This window comes from Vreelandella sp. F11, assembly GCF_042466685.1.
Taxonomy (GTDB): domain Bacteria; phylum Pseudomonadota; class Gammaproteobacteria; order Pseudomonadales; family Halomonadaceae; genus Vreelandella.
Genome location: NZ_CP170448.1, coordinates 56289 through 72102 on the forward strand (window position 1 = coordinate 56289; position 15814 = coordinate 72102).

Sequence of the window (15814 nt, forward strand, 5' to 3'; positions counted from 1 at the left end):
CACGGAGAACGCCCAATGCGCCTAACCCCTTGGTTGCTACCCTTTGCACTCAGTGCTGCTTTGCTAACGACGACTGGCTATGTGCTGGCTGATAACCATGAGTCAGAGGGTGAGCAGCATGAGCCCCTGGATGATGCAGAACTTGAAGAGGAGTACGGTATTAAAGCGGGGTCGGTGAAACGCGACGTGGATATGTCATCCAGCGATTCTGATGACACCGATGAACAGGCCCGCGCCCGTGAAGAGGAGGAGGAAGAAGAGAAAAATGAGGGGATAGCCACTAGCGAGGGCGAGGCTGACGTAGAACTAGAGCCTGGTAAGAGTGAAGAGCGAAACCCTGAAGCTGGCACGGGTGGCACTGGCAGCCCGGAAGACGCTATCCATAGCAGCGAAGAGGAAAATAGTGAAGATGATGAGGATGGCACCGACGACAGTGAGTAACGTCAGTGCCTAAGCGCTACTTGGCGAGCCTGCGCGAATTAGCGCTACTACGCTGGTGGTAAGGCTTCATTGTGTGTTGGCTGGTAACCCACCAGGGGGCTTGCTTACCGCTCATTGAGTTGAGCAGCGCTTTTTGCATAGCGAGGCCAGCCTCCATGCTGGCCTCAAGTTTTTCGGTGACCATGCGTTGGTTTTCTTGCATCATTTTGGGACTGAAAAACGGCTGTGTTTGCCATAAATGCTGTCGCATAGTGATTGTCGATAAAGACGTCGACCATAGCTCAAAGGCCATGATGCCGACTTTCCATATATCGAACATCGCTACCGGGGTAGTGGGCATTAGGGACAGGGGAGTTGTCGATTTCATCAGCGTTGTTGCCTCCTTGCTGGAACACGAGACGTCGTGGCCTCAACACCAGTGTTAGCGCATCAATGCTGCATTGCAACATCTATTTAATTAGCCACAAAAAAAGACGACCGATTGGTCGTCTCTTTCGAAAGTGTGGCAATGCCGCGCTTACTTGACCTTAGGAGCCAGTTCGCCGCGCTCATAGCGCAGGAACATCTCTTCCAGACTGATCGGTTTAATCTTACTGGCGTTGCCCGCCGTACCAAAGGCTTCGTAGCGAGCGATACAAAGATCGCGCATGGCGGTAACGGTCTCTTTCAAGAACTTACGCGGATCGAATTCAGACGGGTTCTCCGCCAAAAAGCGACGCACAGCGCCGGTAGACGCCAAGCGCAGGTCGGTATCAATGTTGACCTTGCGCACGCCGTGCTTGATACCCTCAACGATCTCCTCGACGGGTACGCCGTATGTTTCGGGGATCTCACCGCCATACTGGTTAATCACTTCCAGCCACTCCTGGGGAACAGAAGAGGAGCCGTGCATGACCAGGTGAGTGTCCGGGATCCGTGCGTGAATCTCTTTAATGCGCTGAATAGAGAGCGTGTCACCGGTAGGCGGCTTGGTGAATTTGTAAGCACCGTGGCTGGTGCCAATGGCAATCGCCAGTGCGTCCACGTGGGTCGCTTTCACAAACGCTGCGGCTTCTTCCGGATCGGTAAGCAGTTGCTCCATATCGAGCTTGCCTTCTGCGCCGATGCCGTCTTCTTCACCGGCCATGCCAGTTTCCAGGCTACCCAGGCAACCCAGCTCGCCCTCGACGGAAACGCCACAGGCGTGAGCCATTTCCACCGCGCGACGAGTAACGTCGACGTTGTAGTCGTAGTCGGTGGGCGTTTTGCCATCTTCGCCTAGCGAGCCATCCATCATTACCGAGGAGAAGCCGAGCTGAATAGAACGCTGGCAGACGGCAGGGCTAGTGCCGTGATCCTGGTGCATCACCACAGGGATATGCGGAAACTCTTCCACGGCCGCCAAAATCAGATGGCGCAGAAAAGGCGCCCCCGCATACTTACGCGCGCCAGCAGACGCTTGGACAATAACCGGTGAGTCGGTGGCATCCGCTGCCTCCATAATGGCGCGCATCTGCTCAAGGTTATTGACGTTAAACGCCGGAATGCCGTAACCGTATTCGGCGGCGTGGTCGAGCATCTGGCGCATGCTGATCAAAGCCATGAAATTACCTTATCTATGTGGTAGAGACTGGGTTGTCAAGATTGAGCTGTCAATTTGAACGGTGATGAGCGTTCAGGTTCAAGTTGTGCTGTTTTCTCGTCAGACAATGTTAACCGCGTTTGGCGGCGGCTTCGAGTGCCGCAACGGCAGGCAACTGCTTGCCTTCGACATACTCAAGAAAGGCGCCGCCGCCAGTAGAAATATATGAAACGCGATCCGCAATGGCATATTTATCAATGGCTGCTAAGGTGTCACCGCCGCCAGCTATAGAGAAACCTGCACTATCGGCGATGGCTTGAGCAAGCACCTGGGTGCCTTTACCAAACTGATCGATTTCAAACACACCGACGGGGCCGTTCCATAAAATGGTACCGGCGTCTTTGAGCATGCTGGCCAAGTGGGTGGCGGTATCCGGGCCGATATCCAAAATCATCTCGTTATCAGCCACTTGATCGACTGGCTTGACCACCGCCTTGGCCGACTCAGAGAATTCGGTAGCCACTACAACGTCAGTGGGCAGTGGAATCGAGACCTTTTCCATCAGTGCTTTCGCTTGACCGATCAAATCAGCTTCGTGGAGCGATTTGCCCACATTGTAGCCTGCGGCGGCAATAAAGGTGTTGGCAATACCGCCGCCGACGATCAGCTGATCGCATTTCTCTGCCAGTGCAGTGAGTACATCCAGCTTGGTAGAGACCTTCGAGCCACCGACGATGGCGGCCATGGGCCGGGCCGGATGCGCCAGTGCTTTTTCAAGCGCATCCAGCTCCTGGGCCAGCAAAGGTCCCGCACAGGCGCTGGGGGCAAAACGCGCTACCCCATGAGTAGACGCTTGGGCGCGGTGGGCGGTGCCAAACGCATCCATGACAAAGATATCGCACAGCGCGGCGTACTGTTTTGCCAACTGCTCATCGTCTTTTTTCTCGCCGCTATTAAAGCGCACGTTCTCCAGCAGTACGACGTCGCCATTGGCGAGATCCAGCGTTTCACCGAGATAGGCTTTGATCAGCGGTACTGGGCGGCCTAAGAGTTCGCCTAAGTGCTCAGCCACCGGTGCGAGGGAGAATTCATCAGCGGGTTCGCCTTCGGTGGGACGCCCTAAGTGGCTCATCAGCATCACCTTCGCGCCCGCCTGCATGGCGGCTTGAATCGTCGGCAGCGCGGCCCGTAAGCGGGCGTCGCTGGAGACGCGGCCATGTTTGATGGGCACATTCAAATCTTCACGGATCAGCACGCGTTGCCCTTCCAGGGGAAGGTCAGTCATCTTTTTCACGTTCATATATGCGGTATCCTCGTGTGTATGCCGTTGAGCTAAATAGAAATAGCTAATATAAAAAGCGACTGCAACAGGTCATGTTTCGGCTGAAAGTCTGGCCAGCCGCTGGCTAATGTCGAGCATACGGTTAGCGAACCCCCACTCGTTGTCAAACCAGCACAGCAACTTGATAAGGCGCTCGCCTGCGACCCGGGTTTGAGTAGCGTCCAGGATGCCTGAGCGGGGGTCGTGATTAAAATCAACCGACGCCATGGGGACTTCAGTATAGCCAAGCACACCCTTTAAGCGCTGCTGACTGGCGGCCAGCAGCAGTGCGTTGACATCGTCTCGGTGGGTATCCCGGCTGACGGTGAGCGCCACGTCCATGGCCGAGACATTGATAGTAGGCACGCGTACGTGCAGGCACTCAAAGCGACCCGCAAGATGGGGCATCAAGCGGCTGATGCCGAGTGCCAAGCCGGTATCCACCGGCACAATAGAGTGCATCGCTGAGCGGGTAAGACGCAGGTCAGTCTGGTGGTAGGCATCGATCACCGGCTGGTCGTTCATCGCCGAATGAATCGTCGTCGTCACACCATGCTCCAGGCCGAGGGCTTCGTCGAGCACGGTCAGTAGTGGCACAAGGCAGTTGGTCGTGCAGGAAGCGGCAGAGAGGATGCGCTGAGACAGCGCTAGCTCGCTTTCATTGATGCCCCACACAATAGTGGCATCGACATCATTCTCCGCTGGCTGGGAAAACAGTAGCCGCTTAGCGCCAGCCTCTAGGTGTAGCTCGGCGGTGGCGCGATCTTTAAAGCTTCCAGAGCACTCCAGCACCAGATCTACATCAAGCGCTTTCCAGGGTAGCTTGCGTGGGTCTTGCTCGCAGAGTACCAGGATGCGATGGCCGTCAACGATAAGGGACTGACCGTCGTTGTCGACGTCACCTGGAAAGCGACCATGAGTAGTGTCGTAACGGGTCAGGTACGTGATGGTCGCCAGGTCAGACAGCTCATTAATGGCAACCACTTCAAGCTCGGGGTGGTGCCGCTCAATGAGCGCCCGTAAGACGCACTGGCCGATGCGTCCGTAACCGTTAATGGCGATGCGATACCTGGGAGCAGAATTAGCCATGCGGGGGAGTGGCTCTTAAAAGTGTTTCGATGATCGAAAAAGTCGAGAACGCTTTGCGATGATAACGTATTTTAGCGGGCGATTCTCATCAGCTACCGGTGCCTATCAACTGACCAAGCCAATTAGTCGCCAAGCCAGAGGCAGCAGCAGCGCAGTGAAAATACCCGTGAGGCTCATGCCCAGAGAGGCAAAAGCGCCGGCCGTAGGGCTGATCTCAAACGCCCTTACCGTGCCGATCGCGTGGCCGTTAAGCCCGAGGGCGAAGCCGATCAGGCGGTCATCTTTGATATCCAGCCAACGCGCTGCCAAGCTCACGCAGGGAATGGTGATCACCCCGGTGACCAGCAGTGCACCCAGCAGTAGTGCGGTAGTACCTCCGAGCTGTTCCGTAATACCGATAGCAATTGGCGCGGTCACGGATTTAGCGGCAATGGAAGCGAGTACAGTGTCCGAGCTGCCCAGTAACCAGGCAATGGCCAGCGAGTAGCAAGCCGCCAGTGTCGCCGCGATGGGTAAGCAAATCGCCAGTGGACGCCACAGCTCAACGATCCGCGGCAGCTGTTGATAGAGCGGCATACCCAGCGCCACCGTGGCGGGCCCCAACAGCACCGTTAACCATGTGGCCCCCTGCTGGTAGGTGGTGTACGGCAGCCCTATTAGCGCCAACGCCCCCGCTAGCAGCAGCGCTGCGATCAAGATAGCGGGCAGCCATGAGGGGCGCTTTAAACGCTGAAACAGAAGGCTGCCAAGCAAATAGGCAGCCAGCGTTAACCCGACTGCAAATAGCGGGGTGGTGGTTAATAGCGTGAGCAGCGAGGAGTTATCGGGCATGGGGTTGCCCGATTAGCCGCTTGAGCAACCACAGCGTGGTTACCACACTGAGTAACGTACCCAACACTAAGGCGATAAGGATAGCCGTCCACTGTCCAGCCAGCTCGCCGATGATAAAAAACACCCCCACAACGCCGGGCATAATCAGCATGGCGAGGAGTGCAATCAGCGGCTGGGCGGCAGCGGCAATGCTGGTAGGAACACGGCCCCGCACGGCGAGCGTTGCGCAGAGCAGCAGCATCCCGATCACGCCTGACGAGATCGGCAGAGCGGTGAAGTGGATCACCACTTCACCGATCAGCCAGTAGCTAATCAGCCATAGAAAGCCACTGAGCGCGGGCATGACTTAGCCGAGTAGTTCGTTGGCTTGCTTGACCACATTGTCGACGGTAAAGCCGAAGTGCTTGAACAGATCCCCCGCCGGGGCGGATTCGCCGTAGGTGGTCATGCCGATCACGCGGCCTTCCAAACCCACATACTTGTACCAGTAGTCGGCGTGGGCGGCTTCGATGGCGATACGCTTGGTGACCGCTTTGGGCAGTACGCTTTCGCGATACTCCGCATCCTGGCCATTAAAGCGATAGGCTGATGGCATAGACACGACACGCACCGCTTTACCCTGCTGTTCAAGCTCCGCAGCGGCCTCCATCGCCAGGGCCACTTCAGAACCGGTGGCAATCAGAATCAGCTCGGGTGTTCCTTCGCTGTCTTTCAGGACATACGCCCCGTTTTGAATCGACGCCAGCTGCGCTTTGGTGCGCTGCTGATGGGGCAGATTCTGGCGAGAGAGTACCAACGCCGTGGGGCCAGAGTGACGCTTAATCGCCGCATCCCAGGCCGCGGCGGTTTCTACCGCATCGCAGGGGCGCCAGGTGTTCAGGTTAGGCGTGGTGCGCAGGCTGGTGAGCTGCTCAATGGGCTGGTGGGTAGGGCCATCTTCACCCAAGCCGATAGAGTCGTGGGTAAACACGTAAATTACCTGCTGACCCATCAACGACGCCATGCGGATCGAATTACGCATGTACTCCATAAAGATCAGGAAGGTCGCCCCGTAAGGCACCAGGCCGCCGTGCAGGGCGATACCGTTCATGACCGCCCCCATGCCAAACTCACGCACACCGTAGTGCAGGTAGTTACCGCTGGCGTCTTCCGGGGTAATCGCTTGGGCGCCTTTCCAGAAGGTCAGGTTAGACGGCGCCAAGTCGGCGCTGCCGCCCAGCAGTTCCGGCATTTTCGGGCCAATGGCATTTAACACTTCAAAGGAGGCTTTGCGAGACGCAATCGTTTCGCCACGCTCTTGGGCCTGCTCAATCAAGGCTTCAGTGGGCAGCTCTGTCGGCAGCTGGCGCTTCATGCGGCGCTTGAACTCCCGCGCTTGCGTGGGGAAGGCTTCAGCATAGCGGGCAAAGCGCGCTTCCCACTCCTGCTGGCGAGCCTTGCCTTCAGAGCGGGCATCCCAAGCCGAGTAGATTGGTTCAGGAATATGGAACGGCGCATGAGGCCAGTCGAGCTGTGTGCGCGCCAGCGCCACTTCGTCGTCGCCTAAGGGCGCACCGTGGGCGTCCTCTTTGCCCTGCTTGTTGGGCGCACCAAAGCCGATGATGGTTTTGCAGATGATCAGGCTCGGCTTATCGTCGTGGCTCTTGGCCAGCTCAATAGCGGCTTTCACCTCTTCAGGCTTGTGGCCATCCACATTGGGCACCACGTGCCAGCCGTAAGCCTCAAAACGTTTGGCAGTATCGTCGGTAAACCAGCCTTCCACTTCCCCATCGATCGAGATGCCGTTGTCGTCATACAGAGCGAGCAACTTACCCAACTGCTGGGTACCGGCCAGCGAGGCGGCTTCGTGGGAAATGCCTTCCATCAGGCAGCCGTCACCCAAAAAGCACCAAGTGTGGTGATCGACAATGGTGTGGCCAGGGCGGTTAAACTGCGCTGCCAGGGTTTTTTCGGCAATCGCGAAGCCTACGGCGTTGGCAAAGCCCTGGCCGAGGGGGCCAGTAGTCGTCTCAATGCCAGGTGCGTAGCCAAATTCCGGGTGGCCCGCGGTGGGTGAATGCAGCTGGCGGAAGTTCTGCAGCTGCTCCAGGCTTAGCTCGTAACCGCTGAGGTGGAGCAGCGAGTAGAGCAGCATGGAGCCGTGGCCATTGGAGAGCACAAAGCGGTCACGATCGGCCCACTTGGGGTCTTCGGGGTTGTGCTTGAGGTAGTCATTCCATAGCACCTCAGCGATATCAGCCATGCCCATGGGGGCGCCCGGGTGGCCGGACTTGGCCTTCTGAACGGCATCCATGGAGAGGGCGCGAATGGCATTGGCTAGCTCAAAACGGGACGGCATGGGGGTGCTCCTCGCCTGAAAACAGAAATTATAAAGGCGCTATTGTCGCTGACTTCCCATGTTGCGGCAAATGTAGCGGCAAATTCTGGGGATCACGTTCTGGGAAGCATCGCCGACAGCGTGTAGACTCTGCCTCCCGACGCGGTAGAAAAGTAATGCTATCGCTTCACTAATACGGGCAGGGGACACCTGCCATGATTTCCTGCTGATGCTGTGGATTAAATACAGCCGTCATACAGAGGGTAGAGTGCGCGATGAGCGAATATTCCCTGTTTACCTCCGAGTCCGTCTCCGAAGGTCATCCCGATAAGATTGCCGATCAGATCTCTGACGCGGTGCTAGATGCCATTATCGCCCGCGATAAACAGGCCCGTGTTGCCTGTGAAACCATGGTGAAAACCGGGGTGGCGATTATTGCCGGCGAGATTACCACCTCCGCCTGGGTCGATTTAGAAACCCTCGTACGCGATGTGATTATCAGCATTGGCTATAACTCGTCTGATGTCGGCTTTGACGGTGCGACCTGCGGCGTGGTTAACCTGATAGGCAAGCAGAGTGTCGATATCGCCCAGGGCGTTGACCGCAGTAAGCCGGAAGATCAGGGCGCTGGTGACCAGGGCCTGATGTTCGGCTACGCAACTAACGAAACCGATTCGTTTATGCCGGCACCGATCCACTACTCCCACCGTTTAGTCGAACGTCAGGCCGAACTGCGTAAAAATGGCCTACTGCCATGGCTGCGTCCGGATGCCAAAAGCCAGGTCACCTTCCGCTATAACGCCGAAGGCCAGCCCTGTGGTGTTGATGCCATCGTTCTGTCTACCCAGCACGACCCAGATATTGATCAGGAAGACCTGCGCAAAATGATCAAGCGCGAGGTCATCGAGCAGGTGATCCCCGCTGAGTGGTTGGATGAGAGTACCCAGTACCATATCAACCCCACCGGCAAATTCGTCATTGGCGGCCCGGTAGGTGACTGCGGGTTGACCGGGCGTAAAATCATCGTCGACACCTACGGCGGTATGGCACGCCACGGCGGCGGTGCGTTCTCAGGTAAAGATCCCTCTAAAGTGGATCGCAGCGCCGCCTATGCGGGTCGCTATGTGGCCAAGAATGTGGTGGCCTCGGGCCTGGCTGACAAGTGTGAGATTCAGGTCTCCTACGCGATTGGTGTTGCCGAGCCGACCTCTGTCTCCATCGATACGTTCGGCACGGGTAAAATTGACGATGCCAGGATCGTTGCCCTGGTTCGCGAGCACTTTGACCTGCGCCCCTACGCAATCACCAAAATGCTCGACCTGCTTCACCCCATGTATCAGCTCACCGCCGCTTACGGCCACTTTGGCCGGGCGCCGTTCGAGCACAGCTACACGTGGAGTGACGATAAAGGCCAAGCGCATACCGAAACCTTTACCGCCTTCCCATGGGAAAAGGTCGATAAAGCGGAAGCGCTGCGTAAGGCTGCCGGTTTGTAAGCGCTTAGCCGCCTGAAGCTGACCTTCAGCGCCTCCTGCTCCATGCAGGGGGCGTTTCTATTGGGGGCGCATGGATGTAGGTTGTGATGAGAATGGTTTTCGATTATAGTGCGCGCGCTGGTAAATGCGTATCAGTACTAGCGCTATCTGATCAGTGCAGCCGCTGTAATCGTTACACCTCTACCAATAGTGATGGGTGCTCCATGACACGTCTTCTTGCTGTGACCGGATTCTCCACCCTGCTAGGCCTGGCATCGTCCTCGATCCTGGCGGGCGACACGCAATACCCCTTGACGCTGAACAACTGCGGGGTAGAAGTGACCTTCGATCAGGCACCCGAGCGGGCGATTGGCCTCGGTCAAAACAGCGCTGAGCTGATGCTGATGCTCGGCCTGGAAGACAGAATGGCGGGCACAGCCTTCTGGCCCAACAGCGTCTTGCCTCAACTGGCCGATGCCAACGACCAGGTAAAAGTGTTGACGGTGGAGTTCCCGACCTTCGAATCGATTCTGGCCGAGCAGCCTGACTTCGTAGCGGCAGCGCTCCCCAGCCTGCTGGGGGAGTCCAGCCGAGTGGCCACTCGCGACGACTTCAGTAAGATGGGCATACCGACCTACCTTTCGCCCGGTACCTGCGTCGCTGAAGGGATGGCCCAGGACAAGTACGGCTACGGCGATCGCGCCCAGCTGTGGAATATGGGCGCCTTGTATCATGAGATTGAAGACCTCGCCCGGATTTTCGATGTAAACGATCGCGGTGATGCCTTGATCGACGACCTAAAACAGCGTGAGGCCGCGCTGCGGGCAGCGTCTCCTGACAGTGACGAGCCGCTCTCCTATCTGTTCTGGTTCTCCAGCTCCTCTCCCGCGGCGGACGCCCACCTGGGCGGCAAGTACAGCGCATCCGGCTTTATCGCCGACGTATTGGGGGGCACCAATGCCATCGAGTCTGAGGCGGAGTGGCCGACACTCGGCTGGGAGAGCATTATCGCCACTGACCCAGATGTGATCGTGGTATCCCGCGTCGAGCGTGACCGTTGGGAGCTTGACGACGCCGATGCGAAGATTGCCTTTCTCAACTCGGATCCGGCGACTCGTGAGATGAGAGCCGTCAAAAACGGCGCCATTGTGGTTATGGACGGCCAAGCGATGAACCCTACGCTCAGAACGCTTTTTGGTGCCGAACAGGTAGCCGAACAGCTTGAGGCGTTGGGTCTGAGATGAGTGTGACGGTGAGCATACCGCAGGCCATCGAGCGTCTGCCCCGCCTGGCAGGGGGGGCAGGGCTGCTGTTGGTATCACTGCTGATCATTGGTTTGGTAGTGGGCATCAGCGTCGGGATCGGCGATATGCCGATCCCGCTCTCTACGACCTATGCGGTGATCACCAACAAACTCGGCTGGACCTCCTTCGAGCTCAACCGTATCCACGCAACCATTATCTGGGATTACCGCTTGAGCCGGGCGCTGGTCGCCGCCTTGTGTGGCGCCGGGCTGGCGTTGGCCGGTGCCATCATGCAGTCGATACTGCGCAACCCTTTGGCAGAGCCGTATGTGCTGGGTATTTCGGCCGGTGCATCGACGGGCGCCGTTCTGATCGTTATCTTGGGGCTCGGCGCTGGCGCGGTATCGCTCTCCTCGGGGGCCTTTATCGGCGCTTTTGCCGCTTTTCTGTTTGTGGCGCTGCTGTCGAACGGTGCGCGCGGTGGGGCGGATCGAACTATTCTGGCTGGGGTCGCGGCATCGCAGCTGTTCAACGCCGTGACCTCCTATATCGTCACGACGGCGGGTAATGCACAGCAGGCGCGGGATGTGATGTTCTGGCTGCTTGGTAGCTTTGGCGGTGTGCGCTGGCCTGAGTTCTATCTGGCCTTGGCGGTCGTGGGCCTCGGGCTGATCGCGTGCCTATGCTACGCGCGGGTACTGGATGCGTTTGCCTTTGGTGACGAAGCGGCCGCCTCGTTGGGGGTCAATGTCGCACAAACGCGGATCATCCTGTTTGCGCTGACGGCCGTCATTACCGCTACCATCGTCAGCATGGTTGGCACCATTGGCTTCGTTGGCCTGGTGGTTCCCCACGCGGCGCGTTTCGTGGTGGGCCCACGCCACGCCGTCCTGCTCCCTGCCTGTGCCATCGTGGGAGCGATCTTCATGGTGGTAGCGGATATCGCCTCTCGCGTGTTGATTCCGCAGCAAACCCTGCCGATCGGTGTGGTCACGGCGCTGGTGGGCGTGCCGTTCTTCTCTGTCATTCTTTACCGGTTACAGCGCGCATCATGAGCATCAAGGCCGACAATCTGATCTGGAAAATCGGCACCAAAACGGTGATCGATGGTGTCTCCTTCGAAGCCGAACAGGGAAAGCTACTGGGTGTGTTGGGCCCCAATGGCTCTGGCAAAACCTCACTGTTACGGCTGTTGGCCGGCCTCAAGCGACCGCATGCCGGACGAGTCGTGCTGGGCGGGCAAGATCTTGCCACCTTTCGCCGCCGGGCCATTGCCAAGCGCGTGGCCTTCATCGAACAGCACGCCACGACCAATGCCAATCTCAAGGTGATCGATGTGGTCAAACTGGGCCGCTTCCCGCACCGCTCGATGCTATCGGGCTGGACGCGGGAGGACGATACGGCGGTCAACGCAGCGCTGGAGCGTACCGGCATGAGCGTAAAGCGGGACGATGCCTGGCATAGCCTCTCCGGGGGCGAGAAACAGCGCACCCATGTGGCGCGAGCCCTGGCCCAGTCACCCCAAGAGCTGATCCTTGACGAACCCACCAACCATCTGGATGTTCAGCATCAGGTCAACCTGTTGCGGCTGGTCTCCAGCCTGCCGCTGACCAGTATCATGGCACTCCATGACCTCAACCATGCGGCGATGTACTGTGATCGATTGATCGTCATGCAGGCAGGCAGAATCGTAGCCACCGGTACGCCTGAAGAGGTGCTGACTCAGCGCCTGCTGAGCGATGTCTTTGCGGTAGATGCCCATATAGAAACCTCGCCCCACCATGATCGGCTGCATATTCATTTCGCGCGTTAGAAATTTGCCTTGTATTGCATCGCTCATACTTTGAGTTAAGTTAAACTTAGCATGGCGTTGCAGGCACTGTGTCTTTTCTTGTCATCAAGGGAGTGCGGATATGCTGGGTGGGCGATGGGTGATGAAAGTGGGGTTGCTGAGTGGCCTGTTAGTCATGGCGTTTATGGCGCAGGCAGAAGAGTGCCCCGACTGGCCTCAGGAGCAGCTAGCGCTGGAGACCCAGGCGCTGACCGAACATATCGAGGTGTGGGATCGCGCTTACCATGATGGCGGTGAATCGCTGGTTGCTGATGAGCTTTACGATCAGGCGCTGGCACGTCTGGAAAGTTGGCAGGCCTGCCTGGGTGACACGACGCCCCATCGTCCGCTGACCCGTGTGAGCAGTAGCGACGGCACCCGTGCGCACCCAGCGGCCCAGCGCGGTCTCAATAAAGCCGATGACGAGGGCGTCAGGCGCTTTACCAGCCGCCGCGAAGACTTGTGGATTCAACCCAAAGTGGACGGCGTAGCGGTGACGCTGCGCTATGTCGATGGCGAACTGGTCGAAGCCGTCAGCCGCGGGGACGGCGAACGGGGCCAAGACTGGACGGCGCGCGCCCGACAGCTCCCCGCTATTCCCAATACACTACCCGAGCCGATTTCTGCGCTACTCCAAGGCGAGCTTTACTGGCGGATGGAAGAGCACATTCAGGCGCGCTCACCCTCTTCGGGTGCCCGTGGGGCGGTGGCAGGCGCCATGGCACAGTCTTCGCCTGAGGCGGCCACTCTTGAGCGTATTGGCCTGTTTGTCTGGGGCTGGCCTGACGGCCCGAACGACATGGAAAGCCGCTTAGCCCAGCTGAGTGCGCTGGGCTTTGATAGCGCTGACTACACCTATCCCTTGGATGATCGCCGTGATGCCACCTACTGGCGCGATAGCTGGTTCAATGGCCCGCTGCCGTTTGCCACCGACGGCGTGGTGATTAAACAGGCTGAGCGCCCCGGCGTGCGCCGCTGGTCATCGTCGCCACCGGAGTGGGCCATTGCCTGGAAATACCCCGCTCAGCAGGCGCTGGCAGAAGTGCGCGGTATAGAGTTTCGCGTTGGCCGCACCGGGCGAGTAACGCCGCTGGTATGGCTTAACCCAGTGGTGTTAGAAGGGCGGCGCATCAGCCGCGTCTCGCTAGGCTCCTTGGATCGCTGGGAGTCGCTGGATGTTCGTCCCGGCGACCAAGTAGCGATTACGCTAGCGGGGCTAACGATCCCCCAGCTAAGCGAAGTGGTGTGGCACACCCAGGAGCGCTCGCCGCTCTCTCCGCCGCTACCCCAGCGCTACCATCTGCTGAGCTGTTTTGAGTTAACCCCCGGCTGTGAAAGCCAACTGTTGGCGCGGCTTAGCTACTTGGGCGAGCAGTTAGCTATGCAGGGTATCGGTGAAGGTACCTGGCAAGCGCTAATGGAAGCGGGTGTGGTCACGCAGCTCCTCGACTGGCTGGACGTTGAACCACGCCAGCTGCAGCAGGCCTACGGTATTGGCGAGGCCACCGCCGCCTCGCTCACTGAGCAATTTCAAGTCGCCCGTAGTCAGCCGTTTTCGGCTTGGCTAAGGGCGTTGGGCGCGCCGCCGGGGAGTGAGGCGGTTCGCGGGGAGTGGTATGAGTTAGCGAGTTACCAGCGCGAACAGTGGCAAGCCGTTCCAGGCGTTGGCCCGGTGCGTGCTGAGGCGCTGGTAGCGTTTTTCAGTCACCCGGAAGTGCAGCGCATGGCCGCACAGCTTAACCAGGCGGGGGTTGCTGGTTTTTAACGGCTCAATCACTAACCAAGCCCGGTGAGGCGCAGCATTAAACCGAGATAGAGCGGAATCAGCAGCGGCGCAAGCAGTGTCGTTACCAGCACCGCTAATGCCCCTTTTTGCGGCTGAATACCCAGTTCCATCGCAACCACCACCACATTAGCAGCCATGGGCACCACGCCTATCAACAGCAACGCTAGGGCTAACTCTGTGGAAAGTGGCGTGACCCACTGCAGTATTAACACAGCCACTAGCATGACCAATGGCCACATCAGGTAGCGTAGCCCTAAACAGGCGGCTACAAAGCGCGTATCCCAGGCGGAAAGCGTCACTTGGCTAAGCGTCATACCAATAATCATCATACCCAGCAGCGTATAGGTGGCGGGAAATACCGCCAGCGAACTCATTACCGCAGTAGGCATAGTGACTTCGAGAGTGCTAAGCAGTAACGCTAGCAGGAACGCATAGATAAGCGGTAAGCGAGAAATTTTGATCAGACTCTCACGTACTGAAAAACGCCCGCGTGCGCTAAGGTAAAAGCCTACGGTAAATTCGTAGATATTAATTCCCAGCATACAGAACAGGTAGAGGGTGACACCTTCGGGGGGCAGCAAAATCAACGCAATCGGTAGGCCAAAATAGCCGGTATTGCCCGTTCCCGAAGAGAACGCCAGCAGGGCCGCCTCCTGCTCACCAAAACGGTGGCGAGTGAGGCGTTGTACCACCAGCGCCATCAGGCTTGCCACAATGAACAGCGCTAATGTGAGCAACAGGTAGCCAGGTGTCGGGCCACCGTTCATCAGCGCGCGAAAAATCGTAAAGGGGGCAATCAGGTACACCAGCAGCGTCGCAATCGGGCGGGGATCTATTTTTAACCGTTGTGCGGCTATCCAGCCTAGCCCGACATACCCCAGTAGCATCAGAAGTGGCCCCATTAAGGCGCTGGGTGCTAAATCCATGGTGGCTCCCGATAAAATAGTATGAACGGCTAACATGAGCCGAATTAAAGGCCAAGCGTGGAATCTTTCATTAGCCCCAGCGCGATGGAACAGCGAGAATACCCCAAAATATCACTATTATTAATCACTAATAAGGAAGTCCCATGAGCAGCCATGAGCATCCGCTAGGTATCAGCTTTGAATTCTTTCCGCCCAATACCGATGCCGGGCGCGACAAGCTGATCCACGTTCGCGATGAACTGGCCGCACGCAATCCGCGCTTTTTTTCGGTGACTTACGGTGCAGGCGGGTCTACCCAGGCGCGTACGCGTCAGGTGGTGCGCGAGGTCAGCGAGAGTGGTATTAGCACCGCGCCGCACCTATCTTGCATCGGCAGCGAGAAAGCTCAGCTACGTGACTTGCTGTTGCAATATCGTGAAGAAGGGGTGGATAGTTTAGTCGCTTTACGCGGAGACATGCCCTCAGGAATGGGGAGCATTGGTGAGCTGCGCTATGCCAACGAACTGGTTGAGTTTATCCGCGCGGAAACCGGCGACCATTTCGACATAGCGGTGGCGGCTTACCCTGAATCTCATCCACAGGCGCCTAACCTTGATAAGGATGTGGAGAACTTCGCGCGTAAAATGAAGGCGGGGGCCAATATGGCCATTACCCAGTACTTCTTTACCGCCGATGCCTATTTTAACTTCGTCGATAAAGCCCGTGCGCTGGGCGTCGAGCAGCCGATTATTCCCGGCATCATGCCGATTACCAACTACACCAAGCTGGCGCGTTTTTCTGACGCCTGTGGTGCCGAGATCCCGCGCTGGATTCGTAAGCAGTTGGAGTCCTATGGTGACGACAGCGAAGCGATTGCCGCTTTTGGTACCGATGTGGTGAGCCGTCTCTGCCAGCGTCTACTGGATGGCGGTGCGCCAGGCCTACACTTCTACACGCTTAATCAAGCCGCGCCGGTGCTGAAGATCGTTGATAACCTGACAGACTAACTACCC

15 protein-coding genes are annotated in these 15814 nt (G+C 57.9%); 7 read left to right on the plus strand and 8 right to left on the minus strand.

Going from position 1 to position 15814, the window contains the following annotated elements:
- Positions 1–15 precede the first annotated feature (15 nt).
- Positions 16–441 carry a hypothetical protein gene (locus ACFIOZ_RS00260; RefSeq protein WP_386081449.1) on the plus strand — a complete coding sequence of 142 codons (426 nt, stop codon included), beginning with the start codon at positions 16–18 and terminating at the stop codon, positions 439–441.
- Positions 442–457: 16 nt separating this feature from the next.
- On the opposite strand, the gene ACFIOZ_RS00265 is transcribed toward ACFIOZ_RS00260, so the two are convergent.
- From ACFIOZ_RS00265 to tkt, 7 genes are all read right to left on the minus strand, one after another.
- Positions 458–808 (minus strand): hypothetical protein, encoded by a 351-nt coding sequence (locus ACFIOZ_RS00265; RefSeq protein WP_386081451.1) that lies wholly within the window; start codon positions 806–808, stop codon positions 458–460.
- Positions 809–958: 150 nt separating this feature from the next.
- Complete coding sequence (gene fba / locus ACFIOZ_RS00270; protein WP_386081453.1) at positions 959–2023, minus strand: class II fructose-bisphosphate aldolase; 1065 nt, start codon at positions 2021–2023, stop codon at positions 959–961.
- 109 nt (positions 2024–2132) lie between these two features.
- Complete coding sequence (locus ACFIOZ_RS00275) at positions 2133–3302, minus strand: phosphoglycerate kinase (RefSeq protein WP_386081454.1); 1170 nt, start codon at positions 3300–3302, stop codon at positions 2133–2135.
- A 72-nt stretch (positions 3303–3374) separates the two neighbouring features.
- Positions 3375–4412 (minus strand): type I glyceraldehyde-3-phosphate dehydrogenase, encoded by a 1038-nt coding sequence (locus ACFIOZ_RS00280; protein ID WP_386081456.1) that lies wholly within the window; start codon positions 4410–4412, stop codon positions 3375–3377.
- Between the two features lie 105 nt (positions 4413–4517).
- The gene (locus ACFIOZ_RS00285) at positions 4518–5243 is read right to left on the minus strand and encodes an LrgB family protein (RefSeq protein ID WP_386081457.1); all 726 of its coding nucleotides are present in this window, start codon (positions 5241–5243) and stop codon (positions 4518–4520) included.
- Entirely contained in the window at positions 5233–5586 is a 354-nt protein-coding gene (locus ACFIOZ_RS00290; RefSeq protein ID WP_386081459.1) for a CidA/LrgA family protein, read from the minus strand. The genes ACFIOZ_RS00285 and ACFIOZ_RS00290 overlap by 11 nt, the downstream gene beginning before the upstream one ends.
- A gap of 3 nt (positions 5587–5589) precedes the next feature.
- Positions 5590–7581: a transketolase gene (gene tkt / locus ACFIOZ_RS00295; protein WP_386081461.1), complete on the minus strand. Its 1992-nt coding sequence runs from the start codon at positions 7579–7581 to the stop codon at positions 5590–5592.
- Positions 7582–7835: 254 nt separating this feature from the next.
- On the opposite strand from tkt, the gene metK reads away from it, so the two are divergent.
- The 5 genes from metK to ligB all read left to right on the plus strand — a co-directional run bounded on the left by metK (position 7836) and on the right by ligB (position 13875).
- Positions 7836–9056: a methionine adenosyltransferase gene (gene metK / locus ACFIOZ_RS00300; protein WP_226251416.1), complete on the plus strand. Its 1221-nt coding sequence runs from the start codon at positions 7836–7838 to the stop codon at positions 9054–9056.
- Positions 9057–9259: 203 nt separating this feature from the next.
- The gene (locus tag ACFIOZ_RS00305; protein ID WP_386081463.1) at positions 9260–10279 is read left to right on the plus strand and encodes an ABC transporter substrate-binding protein; all 1020 of its coding nucleotides are present in this window, start codon (positions 9260–9262) and stop codon (positions 10277–10279) included.
- Entirely contained in the window at positions 10276–11334 is a 1059-nt protein-coding gene (locus ACFIOZ_RS00310; protein WP_386081465.1) for a FecCD family ABC transporter permease, read from the plus strand. The genes ACFIOZ_RS00305 and ACFIOZ_RS00310 overlap by 4 nt, the downstream gene beginning before the upstream one ends.
- Positions 11331–12092 carry an ABC transporter ATP-binding protein gene (locus tag ACFIOZ_RS00315; protein ID WP_386081466.1) on the plus strand — a complete coding sequence of 254 codons (762 nt, stop codon included), beginning with the start codon at positions 11331–11333 and terminating at the stop codon, positions 12090–12092. The genes ACFIOZ_RS00310 and ACFIOZ_RS00315 overlap by 4 nt, the downstream gene beginning before the upstream one ends.
- A 100-nt stretch (positions 12093–12192) precedes the next feature.
- Positions 12193–13875, plus strand: coding sequence for an NAD-dependent DNA ligase LigB (gene ligB / locus ACFIOZ_RS00320; RefSeq protein WP_386081468.1), 1683 nt, complete (start codon positions 12193–12195; stop codon positions 13873–13875).
- Positions 13876–13886: 11 nt separating this feature from the next.
- On the opposite strand, the gene ACFIOZ_RS00325 is transcribed toward ligB, so the two are convergent.
- The gene (locus ACFIOZ_RS00325) at positions 13887–14822 is read right to left on the minus strand and encodes an AEC family transporter (RefSeq protein WP_386081470.1); all 936 of its coding nucleotides are present in this window, start codon (positions 14820–14822) and stop codon (positions 13887–13889) included.
- Positions 14823–14965: 143 nt separating this feature from the next.
- On the opposite strand from ACFIOZ_RS00325, the gene metF reads away from it, so the two are divergent.
- Positions 14966–15808 (plus strand): methylenetetrahydrofolate reductase [NAD(P)H], encoded by an 843-nt coding sequence (gene metF / locus ACFIOZ_RS00330; protein ID WP_386081472.1) that lies wholly within the window; start codon positions 14966–14968, stop codon positions 15806–15808.
- Positions 15809–15814 lie beyond the last annotated feature (6 nt).

Excerpts from the sequence above, each read along its gene's own strand:
- ACFIOZ_RS00260 (WP_386081449.1), top strand. The coding sequence starts at position 16 with ATGCGCCTAACCCCTTGGTTGCTACCCTTTGCACTCAGTGCTGCTTTG.
- ACFIOZ_RS00265 (WP_386081451.1), bottom strand. The coding sequence starts at position 808 with ATGAAATCGACAACTCCCCTGTCCCTAATGCCCACTACCCCGGTAGCG.
- fba (WP_386081453.1), bottom strand. The coding sequence starts at position 2,023 with ATGGCTTTGATCAGCATGCGCCAGATGCTCGACCACGCCGCCGAATAC.
- ACFIOZ_RS00275 (WP_386081454.1), bottom strand. The coding sequence starts at position 3,302 with ATGAACGTGAAAAAGATGACTGACCTTCCCCTGGAAGGGCAACGCGTG.
- ACFIOZ_RS00280 (WP_386081456.1), bottom strand. The coding sequence starts at position 4,412 with ATGGCTAATTCTGCTCCCAGGTATCGCATCGCCATTAACGGTTACGGA.
- ACFIOZ_RS00285 (WP_386081457.1), bottom strand. The coding sequence starts at position 5,243 with ATGCCCGATAACTCCTCGCTGCTCACGCTATTAACCACCACCCCGCTA.
- ACFIOZ_RS00290 (WP_386081459.1), bottom strand. The coding sequence starts at position 5,586 with ATGCCCGCGCTCAGTGGCTTTCTATGGCTGATTAGCTACTGGCTGATC.
- tkt (WP_386081461.1), bottom strand. The coding sequence starts at position 7,581 with ATGCCGTCCCGTTTTGAGCTAGCCAATGCCATTCGCGCCCTCTCCATG.
- metK (WP_226251416.1), top strand. The coding sequence starts at position 7,836 with ATGAGCGAATATTCCCTGTTTACCTCCGAGTCCGTCTCCGAAGGTCAT.
- ACFIOZ_RS00305 (WP_386081463.1), top strand. The coding sequence starts at position 9,260 with ATGACACGTCTTCTTGCTGTGACCGGATTCTCCACCCTGCTAGGCCTG.
- ACFIOZ_RS00310 (WP_386081465.1), top strand. The coding sequence starts at position 10,276 with ATGAGTGTGACGGTGAGCATACCGCAGGCCATCGAGCGTCTGCCCCGC.
- ACFIOZ_RS00315 (WP_386081466.1), top strand. The coding sequence starts at position 11,331 with ATGAGCATCAAGGCCGACAATCTGATCTGGAAAATCGGCACCAAAACG.
- ligB (WP_386081468.1), top strand. The coding sequence starts at position 12,193 with ATGCTGGGTGGGCGATGGGTGATGAAAGTGGGGTTGCTGAGTGGCCTG.
- ACFIOZ_RS00325 (WP_386081470.1), bottom strand. The coding sequence starts at position 14,822 with ATGGATTTAGCACCCAGCGCCTTAATGGGGCCACTTCTGATGCTACTG.
- metF (WP_386081472.1), top strand. The coding sequence starts at position 14,966 with ATGAGCAGCCATGAGCATCCGCTAGGTATCAGCTTTGAATTCTTTCCG.